Raw genomic sequence first — 24322 nt, 5'->3', positions numbered from 1 at the left:
GTGGAGAGCTTGCCGTCACTCTGCGTTGGATGACTCGCCCGGATCTGTCAGCGGGAAGGCTGGGGCCGGGTGGGCATGGGCTTGATTGGCCGCGTCCCCTTTTTCCGCTTTAAGTCACGCCACTTCCGTAGAAGTGGCGCTGCTCGCAAGATCCGCTTCGGCGACGGCTGCGACTGGCGACTTGTGTTCGAAGATATGCAGGTCCAGCTTGCTGACCGGGATCGGCCGATAGCCTTCACCGAACGCCACCTCACCGGGTGTCCAGCCCTCGATGCAGCGCACCGCGCCCCAGAAACGCTTCAGTGCGGCCCAGTGCAGGCCGGCCAGACCGTGGTTGTTGTCGGCATCGACGACTGGATCGCCTACGCCGGTCGGTCGCGGCGCCATGCCGTATAGCGACGTGCCGAACAGCACATCCCAGATCGAAAGCACCTGGCCGTAGTTGCAGATGTGCAGGGTCGGTCGCTCGGGATCGACCAGCATGTGGTGCAGGCGGTGAAATTTCGGGTCGACGAACACCCGCTCGAACACTCGGCCGAAACCGATGCGCGTGTTGGTATGCGAGAAGTTCTGCACCAGTTCGCCGATCAGCATCAGCCAGGCGAACTCGTCCGGATCCACGCCGATCACCAGGCCGACTACGGCCAGGATCATCGACTGGATGAAACCATCGACCAGGCTGCCGCGATCGTTCGTCCAGCAGCTCATCTGGCGCGTGCTGTGATGCATGCTGTGCAGCGCCCACCACCATGGGATCGCGTGCTGGGTACGGTGCATCCAGTAGTACACGAAGTCGTAGACCACGTAGTACGTCGCGAACAGCGCGTAGGGGTGCTGGTTGAACCAGGGTATCCAGTGCGTCAGCGCCAGCGGCGAGCCGGTGCTCGAGGTGGCGGTGTCGGCACCGCCGAACAGATGGCTGAACGGGGTCAGCACCAGATAGGTGAATAGCGGAAAGACGCCCAGCAGCATCAGCAGCGTGTAGTTGCGGTCGACCAGGGTCAGCTTGCGATCGGCCCACTTCTCGGCGGGAAACCAGGTCTCCAGCGGGCGGAACAGAAAGCCGATGATGCCCACCTGCAGCGCCGCGATCATCAGCGACGCGGCGATGTCGTTGGGATCGCCGGCCAGACCATTCAGATGCAACGCATCCAGGAAGGGCACGACCGCATGGGCACTCAGCCAGCTGACCCCTTGAGACCACCATTGAGACAGATCAAACATCGGCATTTCTTCAGTTTCGGCAGCTTTGCATGATATCGCTGCACGCAGGCCCGGAGGCTGAATGGCAGCCTCAGGATGACAAGCTCATGCGCGTTGCCGTGCGCCGATCCCGCTGACCGCGACCAGCCCCAGCAACACCAGCGCGATGCCGAACACCTCCATCATGGATGGCTGTTCGTGCAGGATCATCCACGCCAGCAGCACGCTGACAATCGGCACGCCGAGGCTGGACAGGCTGGCCACCGTCGTGGGCAGCCGCTGCAGCACGATCGACCACAGCCACCAGGCCACGGCGGAAGCCAGCACCACGCTGTACGCGAGGCCGCCGATGAAGGCCCAGTCCCAATCGATCGAGCGCTGCGGCACCGCCAGCGCCACGATGCCCAACGCCACGCCACCGGCCAGCATCTGCCAAGCGGTGAGGTTGAGCACCGAGAGCGTATGTGTGCGGAACAGGCGCTTGCTGAGCACGGTACCGCCCGCCCAGGCGGCACCACCGGCCAGCGCCAGCGTGGTGCTAAGCACACTCCCCATGCGGTGCCATGGCTCGATGATGCAGAGCAGTCCGAGCGCCGCCAGCGTCAGTCCCAGCCAGTGCCGCCGGGTCGGTCTGTCACCGAGCAGCAACCACGCCAGCAGCACGGCCCAGAACGGCATGGTGTAGGCGAGCAACGCCACATGGCCGGCGCCGCCATCGAGCAACGCCCACTGTTCCAGTCCCTGGAACGCGGCGGTCTGGCACAGGCCGATCAAGATCGTCGGCAGCAACGGCGGCGGCCGCAGCGATTGCCGCGAGACCAGCAGGACAGCAAACAGTACGCTCGCGCCAAGCAGATAACGCAACGCGGCGAAATCGAACGGCCCGGCATGCGCCAGTACCTGCTTCATCACGATCCAGCTGTACGCCCAGAGCAGGATGGTGACGAGCAGCGCAGGGACGGCACTGCGCTGTGGTGACGAAAGAGGGGGCATGACGAAACAGCCGGGAGGGAGCGACAAGTCTAGCGGTGTCGGCTAGGGTGTGCCGGCGTACCCGTATGCGTTGTTCTTCCACTCAGCCAGTGCCTGCCATGACCAAGCCATCCGATCTGCCACGCTGCCACTGGGCCATCAGCAGCGATGCCTTGATGTGCCACTACCACGACACCGAATGGGGCACGCCGCTGCACGACGATCGTGCCCTGTTCGAGTTCCTGTGCCTGGAGGGTGCGCAGGCCGGCCTGTCCTGGCGCACCGTGCTGGCCAAGCGCGAGAACTACCGCAAGGCCTTCCACAACTTCGAGATTGCCCGCGTCGCCGCGATGAAGGATCGCGAACTGGAAAAGCTGCTGCTCGATCCCGGCATTATCCGCAATCGCCTGAAGGTCACGGCGACGCGCGACAACGCGAAAGTCGCGCTGGAAGTGATCGGAGAGTTTGGCAGTCTGGACGCCTATCTGTGGTCATTCGTCGATGGCAAGCCGCTGGTCAATCGCTGGCGCGACAAGAGCGAAGTGCCGGCCAGCACCGAGTTGTCCGACCGCATGAGCAAGGCGTTGAAGAAGCGCGGTTTCCGCTTCGTGGGCACGACGATCTGCTATTCGCTGCTGCAGGCGACCGGGATGATCAATGATCATCTGGTCAGGTGCTTTCGGCACAAGGCATGTGGCGGGAAGAAGTGAGCGGTGTTTTTCCCGAATGACCGCGACCCAAATGTAGACCCTACGGCAAGTAAATTTTGACCAGTCGTTGAGTCCTTTAGCTTGAAGCCTCACCATCAATTCCATATCGGGCAAGTCAACGTGAGAAGAAGCCTCTCAATCGTTCTTATTTTGGCCACGTCCTTTGTGCTATCAGCATGCAGTCATCCTGCGGCGGGGTGCAATTCATCGACCCAAAGCGAGCATTCCAAAAACCTTGGAGAGCTGAGATCGCTGAAGCTAAACAATGCAACCGAAGATGCCGCGAGTGCATATGCGAGAGGCGACGCTCGGCTATTGGGGGTTTATGGTTACTCCGTGCAAGCTCCCGGTTACGACGGCGACCCCTATGCGTACAAGAGCAAGATCAAAATGTTAGAGGGCACGGGCGACGCGTTCTGTACCAGGGAAGAGGCAGACCTCAATCACAACGCGAGGACCTACGCGAGGAAATACAACGAGACCATGCTATTAAAGCTCAAACAAGCGGGCGTCTATTTCGATCCTGTATCCGACGTACATCGTTAATGTCTTCATTCTGGCTGCGGATATTCCAGATTGCGCAAGGTCTTCGATTTCAGCGCCTCGACCCGCGCAAGTTGTCGATCGAGAAGCTTGCTATCTCGCCGCCATCGGAACCACGTCGCGGCTGGCCAGTAGGCGGACCCCACGCATGCGCGGTCACCACTTCCCAAGTCGCTGGAATGCGGCCATCCACGCGCATCGCCTCGTAGGCGGCGAGCATGCGCTGATAGCGTGACTTGCCGGTGAGGCCGCGTTCGCGCGTGCTGTCAGCATTCGTGGCGCCGAGGCCTTGCAGTTCTTCGAGCAGCTTGCGCGGCTCGCTGTAGGTCAGGGTGTAGCGGAACACGTCCAGCACCGGGTCGCGCAGGCCAGCGGCGAGCATGGCGTCGCCGACGTCGTGCATGTCGAGGAAGCGGCTGACGTGCGGCTGCTGGTCGGCTTCGGCCCACGACGCGCGCAGTTCCTTCAGCGTATCCGGGCCGAAAGTGGAGAAGGCCAGCAGGCCGCCGGGTTTCAGCACGCGCACGCATTCGTTGAACAGCGTGGACAGGTCATCGATCCACTGGAAGCACAGATTGGAATGCAGCACGTCGACGCTATGGTCGGGAAGCGGCAATGCGGTGGCTTCAGCACAGACGCGCTGGAATGGCTTGAGCCAGCTCGCGTGCTGTTTCGCCGCGCGCAGCATTGGCAGGGCGAGATCGACTGCGATTACTTCGGCCTTGGCGTAGCGCTGTTTCAGCAGGGCGCTGCCGCGGCCGGTGCCGGCGCCCAAGTCGATCACGCGTTGCGGTGTCTGCGTATAGAAGTCCAAGCGCTCCAGCAAGGCAGCCTGTACTTCACGCTGCAGCACGTCGTGTTGTTCGTAGCTTTTGGCGGCGCGGCCGAAGTGACGGCGCACCAGCTGGCGGTCGAGGTGGAACTCGTTCATCAGGGCTGCCCTGGATGGATGTGTGCCAGCAAGGGCTGGAGTGCCTGCGCCACCACGTCGGCATGACCGAAGAACGGTGCATGGCCGGCGTGATCGATTTCGGCGTAGCTGCCGCCGCATTGGCTGGCCGACCATTGCATCGCCTGCGGATGCACCAGGCGGTCACGGCGGCCGGCGATCCATGCGCTCGGCACGCTGAGGTCAGGCAAGCCAGCGCGACGGTCGTCCGTATCCAGGATGCGGATGCCTTCCTGCAATACACGCAGATCGGGTTCGCCGCGGGCGAACACCAGCGTGCGCAGCTGGCGCAGTTCGGCGCGCGGATCGGCGCTGCCCATCGCTTCCAGCGCGAGGAAGCGCTCGATCGTGCCGTGGTAATCGGTTTCCAGATCGGTGGCCAGCTGCTGCACCATCGCGGCATCGTTGCCATACGGCCAGCCGGCATCGCGCACGAAGCGCGGCGTGGCGCACAGCATCGCCAGGCCGCGCACCTGCTGCGGCAGGTCCAGTGCGGCAGTCAACGCGATCAGTCCGCCCAGCGACCAGCCCAGCCAGATCGCCGGCGGGGTGATCGCGGCAATCGCCGCGGCGCAGGCACTCGGCTCCAGCGGCAGCCCGCAGTCGCGTGAGTAGCCATGGCCGGGCAGGTCGACCACGTACATCGTGCAGTGTGCTTCCAGCGCCTCGACCAGCGGCGCCAGCACGCCGCCGTGCATCGCCCAGCCATGCAGCAGCACCATCGGCACCGGGCCGCGGCCAAGCGTCTCCATGTACAGGCTCATGCGTCGGAGTCCTTGTCCTTGGCGCGTGGTACGGGCATCGGGATGCCGGCCGGCGTCAGTGCGCTGTCCACCGCAACGCGTCCATCGAACACGAAGCAGTCGCCGCGCCAGTGGGTGCCGTCGGTCTGTTCCAGGTATTTCAGGATGCCGCCTTCGAGCTGGTAGACGTGCGGCATCCCGAGATCCTGCATGTGCAGCGCCGCCTTCTCGCAGCGGATGCCGCCGGTGCAGTACGAGACGATGGTCTTGCCGTCGTAGCGCGCGCGGTCTGCGGCGATCGCTGCGGGAAACTCGGTGAAGCTGGCGATGCGGTAATCCACCGCCTGCGGGAACTTGCCGACATCGACCTCGTAGTCGTTGCGGGTGTCCAACAGCACGACTTCGCGGCCCTCGTCATCATGGCCCTGGTCCAGCCAGCGCTGCAGTGTGGGCGCATCCACCGCCGGTGCGCGGCCACCTTCGGGGCGCACCGTCGGCAGCCGCATCGTGATGATTTCCCGCTTCAGCCGCACCCGCAGACGGCCGAACGGCACCTCGTCCGACAACGACTCCTTCGGCTCAATATCGGTGAAGCGCGGATCTTCATGCAGACTGGCGATGAAGCCGTCGATCGATGCGCGACTGCCGGCGAGGAACAGGTTGATGCCTTCCGGCGCCAGCAGGATCGTGCCTTTCAGCGCCAGCGCTTCGCAGCATTCACGCAGCCGCTCGCGCAGCGCGGGCAAGTCGTCCAGGCTGATGAATTTATAGGCGGAGATGTTGACGATCGACATGCGGGGAGGGTCGTGTGCGACGGGTGATTATATCGGCTCGCCGTGGCCAGCCGTGAGCGGAATGGGGGATCACGCCTTCCGTGGGCAGTTTTCCGGAATATTTCGCTAGACTGTTGGCAGGGGAATCCGGGAGCGATGCATGAGCAGTTGCAACAATTGCGGCAAGACCATTCTCTTTGGCGGCCGCACGGTGGCCGCCAAGCGATACTGCGGCGCGGGCTGTGCTGCACGTCATCCGCTGCTTCAAATGGCCGGGCAGGTACCTGGACATGTGCTTCAAGAGTATGTGCAACGCTGGCGCGTGGGGGCCTGTCCGCGTTGCCGCAGGCAAGGCCCGATCGACGTTTATGAGCATCATCGCGTGCACTCCTTCGTGCTGTTGACGCAGTGGCATACCCGTCGCGATGTCTGTTGCCGGCGTTGCGGGCGGCGCAGTCAGATCGGCAGTGCGCTTTATTCGGCGGCCCTTGGCTGGTGGGGGTTTCCATGGGGGTTGTTGATCACGCCGATCCAGGTTGCACGCAACCTCACCGGAGTTTTCCGGGCTGCACCCGGCACTGCCACGCCGGCATTCGAGCGCGTGGTGCGCCTGCAACTGGCACAGAACGCCATTCAGAACGCTGGTCAGACATCTTCGGCAACACCGCCCGCCTTGCCATGAAATTTCAGGTTTTTCCTTGTCGCAGGCTGCTGGCCAGCGCGCTGAGTAGGCGGTCCACGTGATCTTCTTCATGTGCTGCCGACAGCGTGATGCGCAATCGAGCTCGGCCTTGCGGCACGGTTGGCGGGCGGATCGCGCTCACCAGCAGGCCTTGCCGCTCCAGTGATTGAGCTGCTGCCAGGGCGGCATCGGCGCTGTCCAACAGCAGTGGCTGGATAGCGCTGGTCGAGGCCGCCAGCGGCAGGCCGAGTTCGATCGCGCCGCGACGAAAGCGCCCGATCAGGGCGGTGAGCTTCTCCCGTCGCCATCCTTCGGCCTGCGCCAGCTGCACTGCTGCGAGTGCAGCGGCGGCCAGTGCCGGCGGCATTGCGGTGGTGTAGATGTAGGGTCGCGCAAACTGGATCAGGCCGTCGATCAGAGCCGCCGGGCCGGCCACGAAGGCGCCGGAGCAACCGAGCGCCTTGCCCAGCGTGGCCATCAGCAACGGCACTTCGTGTTGCCCGAGGTTGGCGGCGCTGATGCTGCCGGCGCCATTCGTGCCAAGCACGCCCAAGCCATGCGCGTCGTCGACCATCAAGGTGGCGCGTTCGTTCGTGCACAACGTCGCCAGCTCACGCAGTGGCGCGATATCGCCATCCATGCTGAACACGCCATCGGTGGCCAGCAGCGCGGCGGCGGCAGGGTTCGCCGCCAGTTGCCGTGCGGCAGCGGCAACATCCGCATGTGGATAGCGTTTCAGTTCGGCGCCACTGAGTTTCGCGCCATCCAGCAGACAAGCGTGGTTGAGCTTGTCCTGCACACAGACATCGCCGCGCGTCAGGAAGGCCTGCAGCACGCCGAGGTTGGCCATGTAGCCGGTAGAGAACAGCAGCGCGCGTTCGCGACCAGTCCATGCGGCCAGCGCTTCTTCCAACTCTGCATGTTCCGTGCGGTGCCCGCAGATCAGATGCGCCGACGTGCTGCCCACGCCGGCTTCCCTGGCCGCGCGCGTGAGCGCGGCGATCAGCTGCGGGTGCTGCGCCAGGCCAAGATAGTCGTTGCTGCAGAACGACAGCAAGCGCTGGTGGCCGGTTTCCAGCCATGGTCCGTCGACATGATCGATCGTACGCAACCGCCGCAACAGTTGCGCTCGCTCGCGTTTGGCCGTCTGTGCGGCCAGTCGTTCGAGCAGGTCAGGCCGCGACGCTGCAGCCACAGCCCTGTCCGCAGCTGGCCTGATCCACATCGGGATGACTCGTTTCAAGAATGTCCGCATGCACGGTGCTGCTTTCCTCGACCACCTGCAACGGATGCAGATCGAGCCGGTGGAACAGTGCGCGGTCGTGTTCCACGTCCGGGTTGCCGGTGGTCAGCAGTTTCTCGCCGTAGAAGATCGAGTTGGCACCGGCGAAGAAGCACAGCGCCTGCACCGCATCGTCCATCTGCTGGCGGCCAGCCGACAGGCGCACCATCGAGGCCGGCATCAGCAGACGCGCGACCGCAATGGTGCGCACGAATTCGAACGGATCCAGCGCCGCGGTGCCGGCCAGCGGCGTACCTTCGACCTGCACCAGCTGGTTGATCGGCACCGACTGCGGATGCTCGGGCAGGTTGGCCAGCGTCTGCAGCAGGCCGGCGCGCTGGTCACGCGATTCGCCCATGCCGACGATGCCGCCACAGCAGGTCTTCATGCCGGCGGCGCGCACATGATCGAGCGTGTCGAGCCGGTCCTGATACTGGCGGGTGTGGATCACTTCGCCGTAGAACTCCGGTGCGGTGTCGAGGTTGTGGTTGTAGTAGTCGAGTCCGGCAGCCTTCAAGGTGTCCGCCTGCGATCCGCTCAGCATGCCCAGCGTGGCGCAGGTTTCCAGCCCGAGGCCCTTCACGGCACGGACGATCTCGGCCACCTTCACCACGTCGCGATCCTTCGGGCCACGCCAGGCCGCGCCCATGCAGAAACGGCTGGCGCCGGCATCCTTCGCCGCCTGCGCGCGCTCCAGGACCGCTTCCACGCTCATCAGTTTCTGCGCCTGCACGCCGGTGTCGTAGCGCGCCGCTTGCGGGCAATACGCGCAGTCTTCCGGGCAGCCGCCGGTCTTGATCGACAGCAGAGTGGACACCTGCACTGCGTTCGGATCGTGATGTTCGCGGTGCATCGAGTGCGCGCGATGCAGCAGCTCGTTGAACGGCAGCGCAAACAGCGCGACGACTTCAGCGCGGGTCCAGTCGTGGCGGATGGCAAGGTCGACCATGGAACAGCAACTCCCATACATGAGGCGGCAGAGTGTGGAAGTCGCCCCGGAGCGTGTCAACTCGATACGTTGACGAATGGTTGACGTGAGCGGGAACGCAATCCAGCCGTTACCATCCTGCTATCAATAGCAGCGCGACATGGAGCGGACCGGCATGAGTGAAGGACAAGGCAGCAGCGGCAACGTGCTCGCGCCATCTGCAGTTTCTTTATTCCGGGACTGGGCCAGCTGGTGCAGGGGCGTTTGCTCAAGGCGATCGTCATGTTCGTGCTGGCCGCCCTGCTGTGGATCATCCTGCTCGGCTGGCTGATCCACTTGTGGTCGATCCTCGACGCTGCGCTGTACAAGCCCTGACGCTGAGTGGAGATGCGCATGGATGCGCTGATAAAAACCTGGCAGCAGCTGCAGCACTTCGTACTGCCATGGCGTTGTCTGTTGTGTGGCGCTGCCGGTGACCATGACATCGACCTATGCGCCGATTGCGCGGCCGAGCTGCCGCGCAATCGCAGCTGTTGTGCACGCTGCGCGCTGCCGCTGGCGACAGCAGCGATGATGTGCGGTGAATGCCAGCGCCGTGCGCCACCGTGGGACGCAGCATGGGCACCGTTCCGCTATGGCTGGCCGCTGGATCGATTGGAGTCACGCTACAAGTTTGGTAACGATCTTGCCGCCGGCCGCGTGCTGTCGACATTGTGGCGGCGTGAATCTTGCCCGGTCGACCTGCCGAAGCTATTGCTGACGGTGCCGCTGCATCGCAGCCGGTTGCGCCAACGTGGCTACAACCAGGCACTCGAGCTAGCCCGTCCGCTGGCCAGCGAACTGGGTCTGTCGTTGCGCCACGACGTGCTGCAACGCCTGCGCCGCACCGATGCACAAACCGAACTCGATGCCGTCGGCCGGCGCCGCAATGTACGCGGCGCATTCGCGCTGCATGCCGGTGTCGAGCTGCCTGCGCATGTGGCGATTCTCGATGACGTGATGACCACCGGCGCGACCCTGGCCGAATGTGCGCGTGTACTCAAGCGCGTCGGCGTGCAGCGGGTGGATGTGTGGGCGTTGGCGCGGGCGCCATCACACCGCGGCTAGCGCCGTCAGCGCACTGCCAGCGCCAGCACGATGCCGATCCATATCGCCAGTCCGAGCCAGTTGTTGTGACGGAACGCGGCGAGGCAGGCATCGCGGGCGCGAGCTCGGATCAGCCACAGCTGGTAGCCGAACAGGCCGGCGGCGACGGCGAGGCTCAGCCAGTATGGCCAGCCCAGCGCGGCGCGCTGGCCGACGAACAGCATGGCCAGCACGAAGGTGCCCATCAGCACGCCAAGGATCGGCAGGTCGGCATCGCCGAACAGGATCGCGGTGGACTTGGCGCCGGCCTTGAGGTCGTCGTCGCGGTCGACCATCGCGTACTCGGTGTCGTAGATCACCGACCAGATGATGTTGCCGATGAACAGCAGCCAGCCCACCGGCGGCACTGCATTCGTCACTGCGGCGAACGCCATCGGGATCGACCAGCCGAAGGCGGCGCCGAGCACTACCTGCGGCATATAGGTGTAGCGCTTGGTGAAGGGGTAGATTGCCGCCAGCGCGGCACCGGCGAAGGACAACTCGATCGTCAGCCGGTTGGTAAACAGCACCAGCACGAAGGCGAACACCAGCAAGGCGGCGAAGACGAGCAGAGCCTCGCGCGGCGTGACACGGCCCGATGCGATCGGTCGCCCCGCAGTGCGCGCGACTTGCGGATCCAGCTTGCGGTCGGCAAAGTCGTTGATCGCGCAGCCGGCGGCGCGCATGGCGAACACACCGAGAGTGAAGATGATCAGCGGTTTCCACGGCGGGAAATCGCCGGCCGCCAGCCATAACGCCCACCAGGTTGGCCACAACAGCAGCAGCGCGCCAATCGGTCGGTCCATCCGGGTCAGCACCAGATAGTCCAGGGCCTTCGCGCGTTGCTTAGCCGGCAGCTTCTGCAGCAGCCAGTTCAGCACACGGGTGGCGCGGGTGGAGCTGTCGGCTGGCTGGACCGGCTTGGCAATGGGCTTCGTCACACCGGGCCGTGGCCGGGCGGTGGGGGCGGGCGCGGTATTGCGTCGCTGGCGTTTGCGGGGAGGAGGGGCCATCCGCCGAGTTTAGCGTGGCCGCCATGCTCTGTTCGCGTGCTGGATCACTTCAGTACATGCAGCGTGATGGCTCCGGTCGACCTTGTGCCATTCCGTTCACTGCCGCAGCAGCAGCCGGTAGGCGGGGTGGTCGCTCTCGTCCCAATGCGGGTAACCGAGTGCAGCCAGAAACGACGGCAGCAGGGCATGCTCATCCGGTGGTACCTGGATGCCGACCAGGATGCGGCCGTAATCGGCACCGTGGTTGCGGTAGTGGAACAGGCTGATGTTCCAGTCCGGGTGCAGCTGGCCGAGGAAGTGGGTGAGTGCGCTGGGGCGTTCGGGGAATTCGAAGCGATACAGCCGCTCATGCTGCGCCAGCGATGAACGGCCGCCGATCATGTGGCGCAGATGCAGCTTGGCCAGCTCGTCGTCGGTGAGGTCGAGTACGTCGAAGGCCTGCGCGCGGAACGCGGCCGCCAGCGCCTCGCGTTCGTCGCGGCTGGCGATCTGCACGCCGACGAAGATATGTGCGGAGCTGGCATCGCCGATGCGGTAGTTGAATTCGGTGATGCCGTGCCGGCCCAGGGTGGCACAGAAGCGACGAAAGCTGCCGCGTTCTTCAGGGATCGTCACGGCGAACACCGCCTCGCGCTGCTCGCCGACCTCGGCGCGTTCGGCGACGAAGCGCAGGCGGTCGAAATTCATGTTGGCGCCGGAAACGATCGCCACCAGCGCGCCGCCGCTGTCGCCGTGAGTAGCGACATATTGTTTCAGCCCGGCCAGCGCCAGTGCGCCGGATGGCTCCGGCACGCTGCGCGTTTCCTGGTAGATGTCACGGATCGCCGCGCAGATCGCGTCGGTATCCACCCGCAGCATCGCGTCCACATGCTGCTGGCATAGCGCGAAGGTGAGCGCGCCGACCTGCTTCACCGCGGTGCCGTCGGCGAACAGGCCGACTTCGTCCAGTACCACGCTCGTACCGGCTTCCAGCGAGCGCGCCATCGCGTCGGCATCGACTGCCTGCACACCGAGCACCTGTACCTCCGGTCGCATCGCCTTGATACACGCGGCCACCCCGGCAAGCAGTCCGCCACCGCCGACCGGCACGAACACCGCATGCAGCGAGCCCGGATGCTGGCGCAGGATTTCCAGCGCCACGGTGCCCTGGCCGGCGATCACCGCCAGATCGTCGAACGGGTGCACGAAGGTGGCGCCGCGCTCGGCCTGCAAGCGTGTCGCTTCGGCCTGCGCATCGCTAAAGGAGTCGCCGACCAGCACGATCTCCACCATCGCACCACCGAACCGGCGCACCGCATCCACCTTCACCTGCGGTGCGGTCACCGGCATCACGATGGTGGCGTGGATGCCCAGCTTCGCCGCGGCCAGCGCCACACCCTGCGCGTGGTTGCCGGCGGAAGCGGCGATCACTCCGCGCGCGCGTTGCGCCGGGTCCAGCTGCACCATGCGGTTGTACGCGCCGCGCAGCTTGAACGAGAACACTGGCTGCTGGTCTTCGCGCTTGAGCAGCACCGGCTGGCCGAGTCGCGCGCTGAGTAGCGGCGCCGATTCGAGTGCCGACTCGTGTGCCACGTCGTAAACGCGCGCGGCACGGATCTGTGCCAGCAGATCGTCGGCGGTTAGCGCATCGTCATCGGCAGCTGGCGCGACGACGGCATTCATGCCGCCAGTGCCGTTGCCGGATGCGCCACCTGCAGCACGTCGACCAGCTTGCGCGTCTGCTGCAGGATCTGGGTGATACCGGCGTCGTCGCATTGCAGGCTCAAGGTCAGACGCGAGACGGCGGGATCATGCGTGGCGGCCACGGTCAGCGTGTCGATGTTGTAGCCGCGCGCGGCGAACAGCCCGGCCACGCGCACCAGCGCGCCGGCTTCGTTCTGCAACAGGATGGACAGTGTGTGGTTCATGGCTTGCTCCCTTCAGGCTCGTCATCCCGGCGAAAGCCGGGATCTAGAGGCTTTGCGCGTCGACGACACTGGGTTCCGGCTTTCGCCGGAACGACGATCAAAATGGCCCGCTCAAAACATGTGTGACGGCTCCGCCTCCTGCACGGCGGGCGCTTCGCGTGAGGTAATGAAGTCGCCGGTGATCATCTGCGCGTAGCTGGCGCCGGGGCCGACCATCGGATACACGCCGGCATCCGGATCGATCATCACTTCCAGAAACGCCGGGCCATCGAAGGCGAGGAACGCGGCGATCGTCGCCTCCAGATCCTCCGTGCGCTCCAGCCGCTGCGCCCAGGCGAAGCCGTCGGCCTGGGCGGCAAGCACGAAGTCCTTCTTGTGCAGGCTCTTGTCGGAGGCGGCGAAGCGGCCCTTGAAGTACAGCTTCTGCCACTGCCGCACCATGCCGTCGCCGACGTTGTTGAGCACCACCACCTTGATCGGCAGGTTGTAGGTGGTGACGGTTTCCAGCTCGCCGATGTTCATGCGGATGCTGGCATCGCCATCAATGTCGATCACCAGTGCGTCCGGTCGCGCGAACTGCGCGCCAACCGCCGCCGGCAGTCCGAAACCCATCGTGCCCATCGAGCCGGAAGTGAGCCAATGCCGCGGTGCGCGGAAATCGAAGTATTGCGCCGCCCACATTTGGTGCTGACCTACGCCGGTACTGATGATCGCGCGGCCATCGGTATACCGGTTGATCGCTTCCAGCACGGCGTAGGGCTGGATCAGCGCACTGCTGCGGTCATAGTTCAGCGCATGTACGCGCTTCAGTTCGACCACGTGCGTATGCCAGGCATCGAGCGAGGGCCGCAACCCGTGCGCGCGGCCGTAACTGGTCAGGCGCTCCAGCGCGCGTACCAGCGGCCCGACATGATGCCAGTGCACCGATTTCACCTTGCCGATCTCGGCCGGATCGATATCGATGTGTGCGATGAACTTCGCGTGCGGTGCGAACTTGTCCGGCACGCCGGCCACGCGGTCGTCGAAGCGCGCGCCCAGCGCCAGCACGAAGTCGCAATCCTCCACCGCGTAATTCGCATACGCGGTGCCGTGCATGCCGAGCATGTGCAGTGCCAATGGATCGGTGGTGTCGAACCCGCCCAAGCCCATCAACGTGGTGGTCACCGGCAGCCCGAACGTATCGACGAATGCACGCAATGCCGTTGCCGCACTGGCTGCGATCACGCCACCGCCGGCGTAGATCAGTGGACGCTTTGCCTGCATCAATGCCGTGAAGAAGGCGGCGCAGTCGGCATCGCTCAGCGCCGACTGTTCCACCGCGCGCAGACGCGCGCGGTAACCGGTCAGCGCCAGCTCGCCGGTGCCATGAAACTTCAACGCGGTGTTCTGCACGTCCTTCGGTACATCCACTACCACCGGTCCGGGGCGACCGCTGCGGGCGAGGGTGAACGCGGTGCGCAGGGTCGCTTCCAGCTGCATTGCATCGGTGACCAGGAACACATGCTTGGCGCAGGCACCCATGATGTTGCTGATCGGTGCCTCCTGGAACGCATCACTGCCGATCGCCACGGTGCTCACCTGGCCGCAGATCACCACCAGCGGGATCGAGTCGGCCATCGAGTCGCGCACCGGCGTGACCATGTTGGTGGCGCCGGGGCCGGAGGTGACCACCGCCACGCCGACCTTGCCGGAGGCGCGCGCATAGCCCGCAGCCATGAAGCCCGCGCCCTGTTCGTTGGCCGGCACGATCAGCGGCATCGGCTCGTCGCCGTTGTCCTTCAGGTGGGTCGCGTTGTAGCGGAATACGGCGTCGTATACCGGCAGGATGGCGCCGCCGGAATAGCCGAACATCACCTCGACGCCTTGGTCGGCGAATACCTGCACGATCACGTCGGCGCCACTCATCGCGTGGCCGGCAAGCGGATGGTGGCTGGCGGTGATCGGCGGTGCGGTGTCGGCTGTCAGCAATTGCGTCGTCACAATGGTTCCCTGGATGCGCCGGGGGTGCCGGCGGCTTGACGGAGATTCGGGCGGCGGACGTAGCGAGCGGAGTCGCACCAGGCCGATGCCGGAAGCGTCTAGTTGCGGATCAATTCGTCTTCGGTGGCCGATCGTGCCGGCGCGCCGTAGATCGACACGATGCGCAAGTCCTGCGCGAGGGCCGAGAAGTTCTCCCACGCGATGCCGTTGATGTCGGCGTCGCTGGTGAACCCACGGGCCTCGTCGTCCTCGAAGCCCACATGCCGCAGCTGGCCGGCGCGTTCGGGCTGCCGGTTGATCGAGAAGTTGAGCAGGTCGGTGCGCCACATCGCGTAAGTACCCGCGACCACCGCTTGCGGTGGCTGGCCGAGTCGAGCGCTGTAGTCGGCGATCGAGGCCTCCAGGTCGGCGACGGCCAGGGCGATATGGAAACGTTTCACGGGTAACCTCCTCGTTCAATGCAATGGAGTAAGGCTGCCCGCCACGACTGGCGGGCAGCCTGTGGCTGGCTGTCAGCCGACCTTCTTCAGTGGTGCGGCTTCGGCCTTGGCAGCGGATGGCTGCAGCCACGGCATCTGCGCGCGCAGCTTGGCGCCGACGACTTCGATCGGATGATCGAGATCGGCCTGCTTCAGGCGCTTGTAGTTCGGTAGGCCGGCCTTGTATTCGGCCGTCCAGTTGCGCGCGAAAGTGCCGTCCTGGATGTCGGTGAGGACTTCCTTCATCCGCGCCTTGGTGCCGGCGTCGACCACGCGCGGACCGCTGACGTAGTCGCCGTACTGCGCGGTCTCGGAGACGAATTCCAGCATCCGCTTGAGGCCACCTTCGTAGAACAGGTCGACGATCAGCTTCAGCTCGTGCATCACTTCGTAGTAGGCGATCTCCGGCTGATAGCCGGCTTCGACCAGGGTCTCGAAACCCTTGATCACCAGCTCGCTGGCACCGCCGCACAGCACGGCCTGCTCACCGAACAGGTCGGTTTCGGTCTCTTCCTTGAAGTCGGTCTTGATGATCATCGCGCGGCCGCCACCGATGCCGTCGGCGTAGCCCTTGGTCTTCGCCTCGGCGTGGCCGCTGACGTCCTGGTGCACCGCCCAGATGCACGGCACACCACGGCCACGCTCATACTCGCTGCGCACCAGCGCGCCGGGGCCCTTCGGCGCGACCAGAATCACGTCGATGTCGGCGCGCGGGGTGATCTGCTTGAAGTGCACGTTGAAGCCGTGCGCGAACAACAGCGCGGCGCCCGGCTTGATGTTCGGCTCAATCACTTCCTTGTAAAGGGTGGGCTGCACCATGTCCGGGGTCAGCACGGCGACCAGGTCGGCGCCACGCACGGCGTTGGCGGGTTCGACCACGGCGAAGCCATCCGCCTCGGCGCGTTTCCAGGTCGGGCCACCGGGGCGCAGGCCGACCACGACATCGAGGCCGGAGTCGCGCAGGTTCAGCGCGTGCGCGCGGCCTTGGCTGCCGTAGCCGAGTACGGCGATGCGGGATTTGGCGAGTGGGTTGGTGGGGGCGGTACTCATGCGGCAACTCCTTCGGTGGTTTCGGTGTGGGTGTGCTTGGATGGTGCGATCGCGGTAGGCAACTGGGTGGTGGCGCCGTCGGAAGCGGAGCCGACCAGACGCGCGTACTTGGCCAGTGCGCCCTGGGTGACTTTTGGTTTGGGCGGCTGCCAGCTGGCGCGGCGACTGGCCAGATCGGCCGTCGTACGCAGCTCGCGGTGTTCGGCATCGATCACCACGCGGTCGCCCTCGCGCAGCAGCGCGATCGGGCCGCCACGCACCGCTTCGGGTGCGATGTGGCCGACCATGAAACCGTGGGTGGCGCCGGAGAAACGACCGTCGGTGATCAGCGCCACGTCGTTACCGAGGCCGCGACCGACCAGGGCCGCGGTGACGCCGAGCATCTCGCGCATGCCGGGACCGCCGGCGGGACCTTCGTTGCGGATCACGATGACGTCGCCGGCGTGGATGCGGTCGCCCTGCACGGCGGCGAACGCCTCTTCCTCACTCTCGAACACGCGCGCGCTGCCTTCGAAGTGGCCGTTATTGCCGGCGCCGCCCTTGCCAGGAATTTTGAGGATGCAGCCTTCCGGCGCGAGGTTGCCGTACAGGATCGAGTAGCCGCCGCGCGGTTTCAGCGGCTCGGTGACTGGATGCACCACGTCCTGTGTCTCGGCGCGTGGTGCGGCCGCCGCTTCGGCGAACAGGCTGCGACCCGTGACGGTGGGTGCATCGTCCAGCATGCCGGCGGCGATCAGCTCCTGTGCCACCCGCGCGCTGCCGCCGGCGCCGAACAGTTCGACTGCGGTATAGCGACCAGCTGGCAGCAGGTCGGCGATCACCGGCGTGTGCACCGAGGCGGGCTCGAAATCTTCCAGCGCCCACTCGACGCCGGCCTCGCGTGCGATCGCCAGCAGGTGCAGCACCGCGTTGGTGGAGCCGGCGGTAGCGGCGACCATGCGGGCGGCGTTGCGGAACGAGGTACGCGTCAGCATGTCGCGTGGCGTGCGCTCGACCTTCAGGCATTCCATCACCAGCTCACCGCAACGATAAGCGGCAGCGCCCTTGGCTGGATGCGTGGCGGGGATGTCGTTGTAGCCCATCGGCGACAGGCCCAGCGTGGTCAGCACCATCGCCATTGTGTTGGCGGTGAACTGGCCGCCGCAGGCGCCGGCACCGGGGCAGGCATCGCGCTCGACGGAGGCGAGTTCAGCGTCGTCGATCTTGCCGGCACCGTGCGCGCCGACCGCCTCGAATACCTGCTGGATGGTGATCGGATGATTGTCGTGCGTGCCGTGCGCGATGCTGCCGCCGTACAGCGCGACGCCGGGGATGTTCAGACGCGCCAGCGCCATCGCGGCGGCGGGAATGGTCTTGTCGCAGCCGCACAACACCACCATCGCGTCGAGGCAGTGGCCATCCACCGCCAGCTCGATCGAGTCGGTGATTACCTCGCGGCTGATCAGCGAGGCACGCATGCCCGGCGTACCCATCGCGATGCCGTCGGTCACGGCGATCGTGTTGAATTCGATCGGCGTGCCACCGGCGGCACGGATGCCGGCGGCGGCTTCGACCGCCAGCTCGCGCAGGTTGAGGTTGCATGGGCTTACGTTCGACCAGGTGTGCACCACTGCCACCAGCGGTCGGGCAATCGCCGCGTCGTCCAGTCCGGTGGCGCGCAGCATCGCGCGGGCAGGGGCGCGGTCGGGGCCGCTCTTGATCAGGTCACTGCGCATGGATGTTCCGTTGGATTGACAAGAAAAAGCGTCCCCTGCGTGCAAAGGGAGTTGGCGACGCGGACGGGAACGTGCGCCTTGGGAACGCACGGAGGGCATCCGGTGCCGGAAGCACGCAGGGGACGGCAGAAAATACGGACACGTCCATGTGGCCGTTGGGAAAGTGTTGATGGGCGCCAGGGGACTGCATCAGCCGCATGCGCGTGCTCCGCAGAAGAACGCGGCGGCGTTGTCGGCGTACTCCTCGATCGCGGTCAGCACGGCATCGCACACCGCCGCGGTGCCAGCGCTGCCGCCGATGTCGCGGGTGTGCGGGCCATGGCGCAGTACTTGGTCGACGGCCGTTTCGATGGCCACTGCTTCGGCTTCCAACCCCAGCGAATGACGCAACAGCAGTGCGGCAGAAAGGATCGCGCCGACCGGATTGGCCACTCCGTGGCCGGCGATATCTGGCGCCGATCCGTGGATCGGTTCGTACAGGCCAGCCTTGCCCTCACCCAGCGACGCCGACGGAAGCAAGCCGAGCGAACCGGCCAGCGCAGCGGCCTCGTCGGTGAGGATGTCGCCGAACAGGTTCTCGGTGACCACCACGTCGTAGCGATTCGGCTGGGTCAGCAACAGCATCGCCATCGAGTCGACCAGCTGGTGCTCGACCTTCACGTCGGGATAGTCGGCGGCGACGCGCTGCACGGTACTGCGCCACAGGCGCGAGGTTTCCAGTACGTTCGCCTTGTCCACCGAGGTGACGTGATGACGACGGCCGCGCGCCAGCTCGAAGGCGCGACGCACCACGCGCTCGACTTCGGCGACGGTGTATTTGCATTCGTCGGTAGCGGTATCGGCCGTGCGGGTTTTTGCACCGAAGTACGCACCGCCGGTCAGCTCGCGCACGAACAGTACGTCGACGTTCTCCAGTTTCTCGTTCTTCAGTGGCGACAGGTCGGCCAGCGCCGGATGCACTTGCAGCGGGCGCAGGTTCGCGTAGACACCCAGCGCGGCACGCAGCGCCAGCAGTCCCTGTTCGGGGCGAACCGATGCGTTCGGGTCGGACCACTTCGGTCCACCGACGGCACCGAGCAGCACGGCATCGGCGGATTGGCATGCGGCCAGCGATTCGGCCGGCAGCGGCGCGCCGGTGGCGTCGATCGCGGCGCCGCCGATCAACTGCTCATCGAAAGTGAACTCATGCTCGTAGCGGGCAGCGACTGTCTTCAGTACGGCGACCGCGGCAGCGGTGACCTCGGGGCCGACGCCGTCGCCGGGCAGCGTGACGATATGGGCTTTCATGTATTTGCTTCCGCAATGTGGATGGATGGGAGTAGAGCTTGACCAAGCCTCACGTCATCCCAGCGAACGCTGGGATCCAGTGACGTGTGCTGGGCCGAAGGCGCTGGACCCCAGCGTTCGCTGGGGTGACGGGTAGGGAGAGTGCGATTCATGCTGCAGCCTCCATGCGCTGTTCGTACTGGCTGATCGTGTCGGCGTGTTGCAGCAGGTAGCCAAGCTGGTCGACACCGTTGAGCAGGCAGTGCCGCGCGAATGGTTCCAGCCGGAACGGAATGCGGCCGCCGTCGGGCAGCGCGATGAACTGTTCACGCACGTCGATCACCAGTTCGATGCCGGGATGCTTGAGCAGCCAGCGGTGTTCCAGTTCATCGATGACGATCGCCAGCAGGCCGTTCTTCAACGCGTTGCCGCGGAAGATGTCTGCGATCTCGCTGCACAGCACCGCCTGCACGCCGTAGTCGAGGAGTGCCCATGGCGCGTGCTCGCGCGAGGAGCCGCAGCCGAAGTTGCGTCCGGCGACGACGATTGAGCAGCCCTGCGCCTGCGGCTGGTTCAGCGGAAACGTTGGGTTGTCGCTGCCATCGGCCTGATAACGCCAGTCGTGGAAGCACAGCTTGCCCAACCCTTCGCGGGTGGTGGTGGTGAGGAAGCGCGCCGGGATGATGCGGTCGGTGTCGATGTTCTCGTCGGCCAGCACGGCAGTGCACGAGTGGATGCGGGTGATGGGCTTCATGCGGATCTCCTCGAAGCAGCAGCCTTGGCTCCTCCCCCTGATTGCAGGGGGAGGTTGGGAGGGGGTAAAGCTCTGGAGTCCGAGGCAAAGAGCACCCCACCCCAACCCTCCCCTGCAGGCAGGGGAGGGAGCAAAGCGAAAGGCGTCGCGTTCATGCCGCCACCTCCACCAGGTAATCGCGCGGATCAGCAATGCGCCCAGCCAGTGCAGACGCGGCGGCGGTGGCCGGGCTGGCCAGCACGGTGCGCGCGCCCTTGCCCTGGCGGCCTTCGAAGTTGCGGTTGGAGGTGCTCACCACCAGCTGGCCCGGCTGGGCCAGGTCGCCGTTCATCGCGATGCACATCGAGCAGCCCGGCACGCGCCACTCGGCGCCGGCGGCGGTGAACACCTGGTGCAGGCCTTCGCGCTCGGCATCGCGACGCACCGCTTCGGAACCCGGCACCACCAGCATGCGCACGCCGTCTGCGACGCGACGGCCACGCATCACGTTGGCGGCTTCGCGCAGATCGGACAGGCGCGAGTTGGTGCAGCTGCCGACGAACACCACGTCGACCGGCGTGCCCTGCATCGGCTGGCCGGGCTTGCTCTGCATGTAGTCGAGCGCGCGATGTTCCTGCGCATTGGTCGCGGCCGGCACCGGCGCATCCATCGCGATCGCCATGCCCGGATGGGTGCCGTAGGTGACCGTCGGTTTCACCGCGCTGGCGTCGATGCGCACTTCGCGGTCATAGGCTGCACCGTCGTCGCTGCGCAGCGCGCGCCACGTCGTCACGGCGGCATCCCACGCGGGGCCCTGCGGTGTGCGTGGGCGCCCCTTCAGCCATGCGAACGTGGTGTCGTCCGGCGCGATCAGTCCAGCACGCGCGCCCGCCTCGATCGACATGTTGCAGACGGTCATGCGCTCGTCCATCGACAGCGCTTCGATCGCTGCGCCTCGGTACTCCAGCACGTAGCCGGTGCCGCCATCGACGCCGATGGTGCCGATGATGTGCAGAATCAGATCCTTTGCACTGATGCCGGCGGCCAACTGGCCATCCACATGAATCGCCATTGTCTTCGGCTTGCGTTGCAGCAGGCACTGCGTAGCCATCACGTGGCCGACTTCGGTGGTGCCGATGCCGAACGCCAGCGCGCCGAATGCGCCGTGGGTGGAGGTGTGGCTGTCACCGCAGACGATCGTCATGCCCGGCTGGGTGGCGCCCAGCTCCGGGCCGATCACGTGCACGATGCCGCGGTCGGCACTGTCCCAGCCGTACAGCTCGACACCGAACTCGCGGCAATTGGTTTCCAGCTGGGTCACCTGCGCCTGCGCCTCGGCATTCGCGTAGGGGCGCGTGCCGTCGGCGTTCGTCGGCAAGGTCGGAGTGGAGTGGTCCAGCGTAGCCAGCATGCGATCCGGGCGACGCAGCTGCAGGCCGCGTTCGCGCAGTTCGCTGAACGCTTGCGGCGAGGTCACCTCATGCAACAGATGCAGGTCGACGTAGAGCACCGCCGGCGTGTCGACGGTTTCGGGCACGACGACGTGTGCGTTCCAAGCTTTCTCGAAGAGTGTCTTTGCGGTCACGCCGAAATCTCCATTTGTTTGTGCGCTCGTCCGTGAGCGCCGGAATCAGCAAGCAGTGGCTTGCGGTCAGGGACGCCCGCATTGACGAAACTCAGCCAGTTCCAGCGATCTTCGGTGCGGCCATCGAACAGGCCGAAGAACGCCTGCTGCAGTTGCTTGGTGATCGGGCCGGGCATAACTGCGCCGACGACCTTGCGATCGACCGAGCGCACCGGCGTGATCTCGGCGGCGGTGCCGGTCATGAACACTTCGTCGGCGGTGTACAGCGCCTCGCGCGGCAGGTCGCGCTCTTCCACCGTGACGCCGAGATCGGCGGCCAGCATGAGCACGCTGTCGCGGATGATGCCGGCGAGGATGCCGGCGCTGGACGGCGGAGTGAGCAGCTTGCCGCGCTTGACCAGGAACAGATTTTCGCCGGCGCCTTCGCTGAGCAGCCCGTTGTGGCCCAGCGCGATGCCTTCGTCGTAACCGCCGCGGCGCGCTTCCAGCCCGATCAGCTGGCTGTTGAGGTAGTTGCCGCCGGCCTTGGCCCAGCTCGGCAAGGTGTTCGGTGCGGGGCGGTGCCACGAGGACACGCAGACGTCCGCGCCTTTTTCCACCGCATCGCCCAGATAGGCACCCCAATCCAGCGCCATGATTGCCACTTCGACTGGCGCGCCATCCTTCGGCAACACGCCCAGGCCACCGGCGCCGCGGAACACGATCGGTCGCACATAGGCCGAGCGCATTGCATTGGCGCGGATCAGCTCGATGCAAGCGGCGTTGATCTCGTCCTCGCTGTAGCCGATATCGATCTCGTAGATCGCCGCCGATTCGAACAGCCGATGCGTGTGCTCGGCCAGCCGGAAATACGCCGGACCTTGTGGCGTGGCGTACACACGCTCGCCCTCGAACACCGAGGAGCCGTAGTGCAAGGCGTGCGTGCTGACATGGACGCTGGCGTCGGCCCAGAGTTTGATGCGGCCGTTGTGCCAGAGGAAGGGCGTGTTGCTCATGGAAGCTTCCTGGGTGATTACAGGTTGGCGACGGCGATCGGCGGTGCAGCCGGTGCCTGTCGTTCGATGCGGTTGACGATGGCCAGCGCGGCCTGCGCGGTCGCTTCGACGATGTCGGTGCTGACGCCGTGGCCGCGCCATTCGCGCGCGGCATGGCGGGCGGTGAGCTGGGCGTGGCCTTGGGCATCGCCACCTTCGCTGACGGCGCGTACCTTGAAGTCGCTCAGTTGCAGCGCGTTGCCGGTCGCGCGTTCGATCGCGCGCAGCACGGCATCGACTGGACCATCGCCAATCGCCGCTTCGCCGACTTCGCGGCCGTCGTCATGGCGCAGCTTCACCGAAGCCGAGGCGCTGCCGCCCAGATGCGTGCTGGTGTTGAGTTGCACCAACCGCCATGGACCTGCGGCGTCCGGATCCAGGCCCAGCGCGATCGCTTCCAGATCCTCGTCGTGCACTTCGCGTTTCTTGTCGGCCAGCGTCTTGAAGCGCGCGAAGATCACGTCCAGCGCCGCGTCATCCGGCGTGTGGCCGAGGGTCTCCAGGCGCTGACGCAAGGCGGCGCGGCCGGAATGCTTGCCCATGATCAGCTTCGTCTCGGCGATGCCGACGTCCTGCGGGCGCATGATTTCGTAGGTGCCACGGTGCTTGAGCATGCCGTGCTGGTGGATACCCGACTCGTGCGCGAACGCGTTGTCGCCCACGATCGCCTTGTTGCGCGGCACCGCCTGCCCGGTCAGCTGGGTCAGCAGGCGTGAGGTGGGATAGAGCCGGCGCGTGTCGATGCGGGTGCCCACACCAAAGTGCGGTGCGCGCACCTTCAGCGCCATCACGATCTCCTCCAGCGCGGCGTTGCCGGCACGCTCGCCGATGCCGTTGATCGTGCATTCCACCTGGCGCGCACCGGCGCTCACCGCGGCCAGGCTGTTGGCCACCGCCATGCCGAGGTCGTCGTGGCAATGGCTGGAGAAGATCACCTTGTGGGCATCGCGCACGTGCCGACGCAGATAGGTGAACAGTTCGACGATCTCGGCCGGTGTGGTGTAGCCCACCGTATCCGGCGCATTCAGCGTGGTAGCGCCGGCAGCGACCGCCGCGCTGAACACCTCGGCGAGGAACTCGGGTTCGGTACGCAATGCGTCTTCGGCGGAGAACTCCACTTCGTGGCACAAGCCGCGTGCACGTTCGACGGCTGCGACCGCGGCATCGACCACCTGGGCCTTGCTCATGCCCAGTTTGTGCTCGCGGTGTAGCGGGCTGGTCGACAGGAACACATGGATACGCGCATGCCGCGCCTGCTCCAGTGCACGTGCGGCGCTGTCGATATCGCCGCTCTGGCAGCGCGCCAGTGCGCACACCGTGGTGCTCTTCAGAGTGCGGGCGATTTCAGCGACTGCGGCGAAATCATCCGGTGATGCCTGCGGGAAACCCGCTTCCAGCACATCCACACCAAGTGCTTCCAGTGCTTGTGCGATGCGCAATTTTGTACGCCGGTCCATCGAGAAGCCCGGCGCCTGTTCGCCATCACGCAAGGTGGTATCGAAGATGCGGACACGATCATCGGCAGCGTTGCTGCTGCTGGATACGTTTGCAGTTGTTACTGATTCGGGGTTCATCGCTGGCTCCGCTGATGCGAGCCGAGGGCAACAAAAAACCCCGCGCCGTTGCCGGTGCGGGGTTCTTTGGGAGTCT

Annotated in this window: 23 protein-coding genes; 4 read left to right on the top strand and 19 right to left on the bottom strand. The window is 65.5% G+C overall.

Going from position 1 to position 24322, the window contains the following annotated elements; genetic code table 11:
- Positions 1-114 precede the first annotated feature (114 nt).
- Both B0E51_RS01590 and B0E51_RS01585 read right to left on the bottom strand, forming a co-directional pair.
- Complete coding sequence (locus tag B0E51_RS01590; protein WP_077443285.1) at positions 115-1224, bottom strand: sterol desaturase family protein; 1110 nt, start codon at positions 1222-1224, stop codon at positions 115-117.
- Positions 1225-1308: 84 nt separating this feature from the next.
- Positions 1309-2196 carry a DMT family transporter gene (locus B0E51_RS01585; protein ID WP_077443060.1) on the bottom strand — a complete coding sequence of 296 codons (888 nt, stop codon included), beginning with the start codon at positions 2194-2196 and terminating at the stop codon, positions 1309-1311.
- 98 nt (positions 2197-2294) lie between these two features.
- Here B0E51_RS01585 and B0E51_RS01580 point away from each other — a divergent pair, with 98 nt between their 5' ends.
- Positions 2295-2885, top strand: a complete 591-nt coding sequence (locus B0E51_RS01580) for a DNA-3-methyladenine glycosylase I (protein ID WP_077443059.1) — start codon at positions 2295-2297, stop codon at positions 2883-2885.
- Between the two features lie 595 nt (positions 2886-3480).
- Here B0E51_RS01580 and bioC read toward each other — a convergent pair.
- Genes bioC through B0E51_RS01560 form a run of 3 tightly spaced genes read right to left on the bottom strand, consistent with a single transcriptional unit; the run spans position 3481 to position 5914 of the window.
- Positions 3481-4359, bottom strand: coding sequence for a malonyl-ACP O-methyltransferase BioC (gene bioC, locus B0E51_RS01570; protein ID WP_077443057.1), 879 nt, complete (start codon positions 4357-4359; stop codon positions 3481-3483).
- A complete protein-coding gene (bioH, locus tag B0E51_RS01565) occupies positions 4359-5141 on the bottom strand; it encodes a pimeloyl-ACP methyl ester esterase BioH (protein WP_077443056.1) in 783 nt (260 codons plus the stop codon). The genes bioC and bioH overlap by 1 nt, the downstream gene beginning before the upstream one ends.
- A complete protein-coding gene (locus B0E51_RS01560) occupies positions 5138-5914 on the bottom strand; it encodes a sulfurtransferase (RefSeq protein WP_077443055.1) in 777 nt (258 codons plus the stop codon). Before B0E51_RS01560 ends, bioH begins: the two co-directional genes overlap by 4 nt.
- 139 nt (positions 5915-6053) lie before the next feature.
- Between B0E51_RS01560 and B0E51_RS01555 the strand changes: the two genes are divergently transcribed.
- Complete coding sequence (locus tag B0E51_RS01555) at positions 6054-6575, top strand: hypothetical protein (RefSeq protein WP_077443054.1); 522 nt, start codon at positions 6054-6056, stop codon at positions 6573-6575.
- Positions 6576-6579: 4 nt separating this feature from the next.
- Here the strand turns inward: B0E51_RS01555 and bioF are convergent, their stop codons facing one another.
- Complete coding sequence (bioF, locus tag B0E51_RS01550) at positions 6580-7770, bottom strand: 8-amino-7-oxononanoate synthase (protein ID WP_254424357.1); 1191 nt, start codon at positions 7768-7770, stop codon at positions 6580-6582.
- Positions 7748-8806, bottom strand: a complete 1059-nt coding sequence (gene bioB, locus B0E51_RS01545) for a biotin synthase BioB (protein ID WP_077443052.1) — start codon at positions 8804-8806, stop codon at positions 7748-7750. Before bioB ends, bioF begins: the two co-directional genes overlap by 23 nt.
- A gap of 231 nt (positions 8807-9037) precedes the next feature.
- On the opposite strand from bioB, the gene B0E51_RS19850 reads away from it, so the two are divergent.
- Positions 9038-9160 carry a hypothetical protein gene (locus B0E51_RS19850; protein WP_343124650.1) on the top strand — a complete coding sequence of 41 codons (123 nt, stop codon included), beginning with the start codon at positions 9038-9040 and terminating at the stop codon, positions 9158-9160.
- A gap of 12 nt (positions 9161-9172) precedes the next feature.
- Positions 9173-9892: a ComF family protein gene (locus B0E51_RS01535; protein ID WP_077443284.1), complete on the top strand. Its 720-nt coding sequence runs from the start codon at positions 9173-9175 to the stop codon at positions 9890-9892.
- 5 nt (positions 9893-9897) lie between these two features.
- Here B0E51_RS01535 and ubiA read toward each other — a convergent pair whose 3' ends face one another.
- The 12 genes from ubiA to B0E51_RS01475 all read right to left on the bottom strand — a co-directional run bounded on the left by ubiA (position 9898) and on the right by B0E51_RS01475 (position 24246).
- Complete coding sequence (ubiA, locus tag B0E51_RS01530) at positions 9898-10791, bottom strand: 4-hydroxybenzoate octaprenyltransferase (RefSeq protein ID WP_077443283.1); 894 nt, start codon at positions 10789-10791, stop codon at positions 9898-9900.
- A 228-nt stretch (positions 10792-11019) separates the two neighbouring features.
- Positions 11020-12585: a threonine ammonia-lyase, biosynthetic gene (ilvA, locus tag B0E51_RS01525; protein ID WP_077443051.1), complete on the bottom strand. Its 1566-nt coding sequence runs from the start codon at positions 12583-12585 to the stop codon at positions 11020-11022.
- A complete protein-coding gene (gene ilvN / locus B0E51_RS01520; RefSeq protein WP_077443050.1) occupies positions 12582-12830 on the bottom strand; it encodes an acetolactate synthase small subunit in 249 nt (82 codons plus the stop codon). The genes ilvA and ilvN overlap by 4 nt, the downstream gene beginning before the upstream one ends.
- Before the next feature lie 111 nt (positions 12831-12941).
- Entirely contained in the window at positions 12942-14735 is a 1794-nt protein-coding gene (gene ilvB, locus B0E51_RS01515) for a biosynthetic-type acetolactate synthase large subunit (RefSeq protein WP_077443282.1), read from the bottom strand.
- Positions 14736-14908: 173 nt separating this feature from the next.
- Positions 14909-15250, bottom strand: a complete 342-nt coding sequence (locus tag B0E51_RS01510) for a hypothetical protein (RefSeq protein WP_077443049.1) — start codon at positions 15248-15250, stop codon at positions 14909-14911.
- Positions 15251-15322: 72 nt separating this feature from the next.
- Positions 15323-16339 (bottom strand): ketol-acid reductoisomerase, encoded by a 1017-nt coding sequence (gene ilvC, locus B0E51_RS01505; RefSeq protein WP_077443048.1) that lies wholly within the window; start codon positions 16337-16339, stop codon positions 15323-15325.
- Positions 16336-18054 (bottom strand): dihydroxy-acid dehydratase, encoded by a 1719-nt coding sequence (locus B0E51_RS01500; protein ID WP_077443047.1) that lies wholly within the window; start codon positions 18052-18054, stop codon positions 16336-16338. The genes ilvC and B0E51_RS01500 overlap by 4 nt, the downstream gene beginning before the upstream one ends.
- A gap of 189 nt (positions 18055-18243) precedes the next feature.
- A complete protein-coding gene (gene leuB, locus B0E51_RS01495; RefSeq protein ID WP_077443046.1) occupies positions 18244-19341 on the bottom strand; it encodes a 3-isopropylmalate dehydrogenase in 1098 nt (365 codons plus the stop codon).
- A 148-nt stretch (positions 19342-19489) separates the two neighbouring features.
- On the bottom strand, positions 19490-20074 hold the full coding sequence (gene leuD, locus B0E51_RS01490; protein WP_077443045.1) for a 3-isopropylmalate dehydratase small subunit: 585 nt from the start codon (positions 20072-20074) through the stop codon (positions 19490-19492).
- A gap of 151 nt (positions 20075-20225) precedes the next feature.
- A complete protein-coding gene (gene leuC, locus B0E51_RS01485; protein ID WP_077443044.1) occupies positions 20226-21638 on the bottom strand; it encodes a 3-isopropylmalate dehydratase large subunit in 1413 nt (470 codons plus the stop codon).
- Positions 21635-22633, bottom strand: coding sequence for a branched-chain amino acid transaminase (locus B0E51_RS01480; RefSeq protein WP_077443043.1), 999 nt, complete (start codon positions 22631-22633; stop codon positions 21635-21637). The genes leuC and B0E51_RS01480 overlap by 4 nt, the downstream gene beginning before the upstream one ends.
- A 17-nt stretch (positions 22634-22650) precedes the next feature.
- Positions 22651-24246, bottom strand: coding sequence for a 2-isopropylmalate synthase (locus B0E51_RS01475; protein WP_077443042.1), 1596 nt, complete (start codon positions 24244-24246; stop codon positions 22651-22653).
- Positions 24247-24322: the final 76 nt, after the last annotated feature.

The sequence above is a fragment of the Rhodanobacter sp. C05 genome, from assembly GCF_002001165.1.
Classification (GTDB): Bacteria; Pseudomonadota; Gammaproteobacteria; order Xanthomonadales; family Rhodanobacteraceae; genus Rhodanobacter.
The sequence above is the reverse complement of the archived record's forward strand: the minus strand, read 5'-3'. Positions and strand labels throughout refer to the sequence as shown.

What these genes read in the sequence shown, in the direction of transcription:
- B0E51_RS01535 (WP_077443284.1), top strand. Translation starts at nt 9,173, where the DNA reads ATGCGCATGGATGCGCTGATAAAAACCTGGCAGCAGCTGCAGCACTTC.
- B0E51_RS01500 (WP_077443047.1), bottom strand. Translation starts at nt 18,054, where the DNA reads ATGCGCAGTGACCTGATCAAGAGCGGCCCCGACCGCGCCCCTGCCCGC.
- leuD (WP_077443045.1), bottom strand. Translation starts at nt 20,074, where the DNA reads ATGAAGCCCATCACCCGCATCCACTCGTGCACTGCCGTGCTGGCCGAC.
- B0E51_RS01480 (WP_077443043.1), bottom strand. Translation starts at nt 22,633, where the DNA reads ATGAGCAACACGCCCTTCCTCTGGCACAACGGCCGCATCAAACTCTGG.
- ilvN (WP_077443050.1), bottom strand. Translation starts at nt 12,830, where the DNA reads ATGAACCACACACTGTCCATCCTGTTGCAGAACGAAGCCGGCGCGCTG.
- B0E51_RS01475 (WP_077443042.1), bottom strand. Translation starts at nt 24,246, where the DNA reads ATGAACCCCGAATCAGTAACAACTGCAAACGTATCCAGCAGCAGCAAC.
- ilvA (WP_077443051.1), bottom strand. Translation starts at nt 12,585, where the DNA reads ATGAATGCCGTCGTCGCGCCAGCTGCCGATGACGATGCGCTAACCGCC.
- bioH (WP_077443056.1), bottom strand. Translation starts at nt 5,141, where the DNA reads ATGAGCCTGTACATGGAGACGCTTGGCCGCGGCCCGGTGCCGATGGTG.
- leuB (WP_077443046.1), bottom strand. Translation starts at nt 19,341, where the DNA reads ATGAAAGCCCATATCGTCACGCTGCCCGGCGACGGCGTCGGCCCCGAG.
- B0E51_RS01560 (WP_077443055.1), bottom strand. Translation starts at nt 5,914, where the DNA reads ATGTCGATCGTCAACATCTCCGCCTATAAATTCATCAGCCTGGACGAC.
- bioB (WP_077443052.1), bottom strand. Translation starts at nt 8,806, where the DNA reads ATGGTCGACCTTGCCATCCGCCACGACTGGACCCGCGCTGAAGTCGTC.
- B0E51_RS01585 (WP_077443060.1), bottom strand. Translation starts at nt 2,196, where the DNA reads ATGCCCCCTCTTTCGTCACCACAGCGCAGTGCCGTCCCTGCGCTGCTC.
- B0E51_RS01590 (WP_077443285.1), bottom strand. Translation starts at nt 1,224, where the DNA reads ATGTTTGATCTGTCTCAATGGTGGTCTCAAGGGGTCAGCTGGCTGAGT.
- B0E51_RS01555 (WP_077443054.1), top strand. Translation starts at nt 6,054, where the DNA reads ATGAGCAGTTGCAACAATTGCGGCAAGACCATTCTCTTTGGCGGCCGC.
- ilvC (WP_077443048.1), bottom strand. Translation starts at nt 16,339, where the DNA reads ATGAGTACCGCCCCCACCAACCCACTCGCCAAATCCCGCATCGCCGTA.
- ilvB (WP_077443282.1), bottom strand. Translation starts at nt 14,735, where the DNA reads ATGAGTGGCGCCGACGTGATCGTGCAGGTATTCGCCGACCAAGGCGTC.
- B0E51_RS01580 (WP_077443059.1), top strand. Translation starts at nt 2,295, where the DNA reads ATGACCAAGCCATCCGATCTGCCACGCTGCCACTGGGCCATCAGCAGC.
- bioC (WP_077443057.1), bottom strand. Translation starts at nt 4,359, where the DNA reads ATGAACGAGTTCCACCTCGACCGCCAGCTGGTGCGCCGTCACTTCGGC.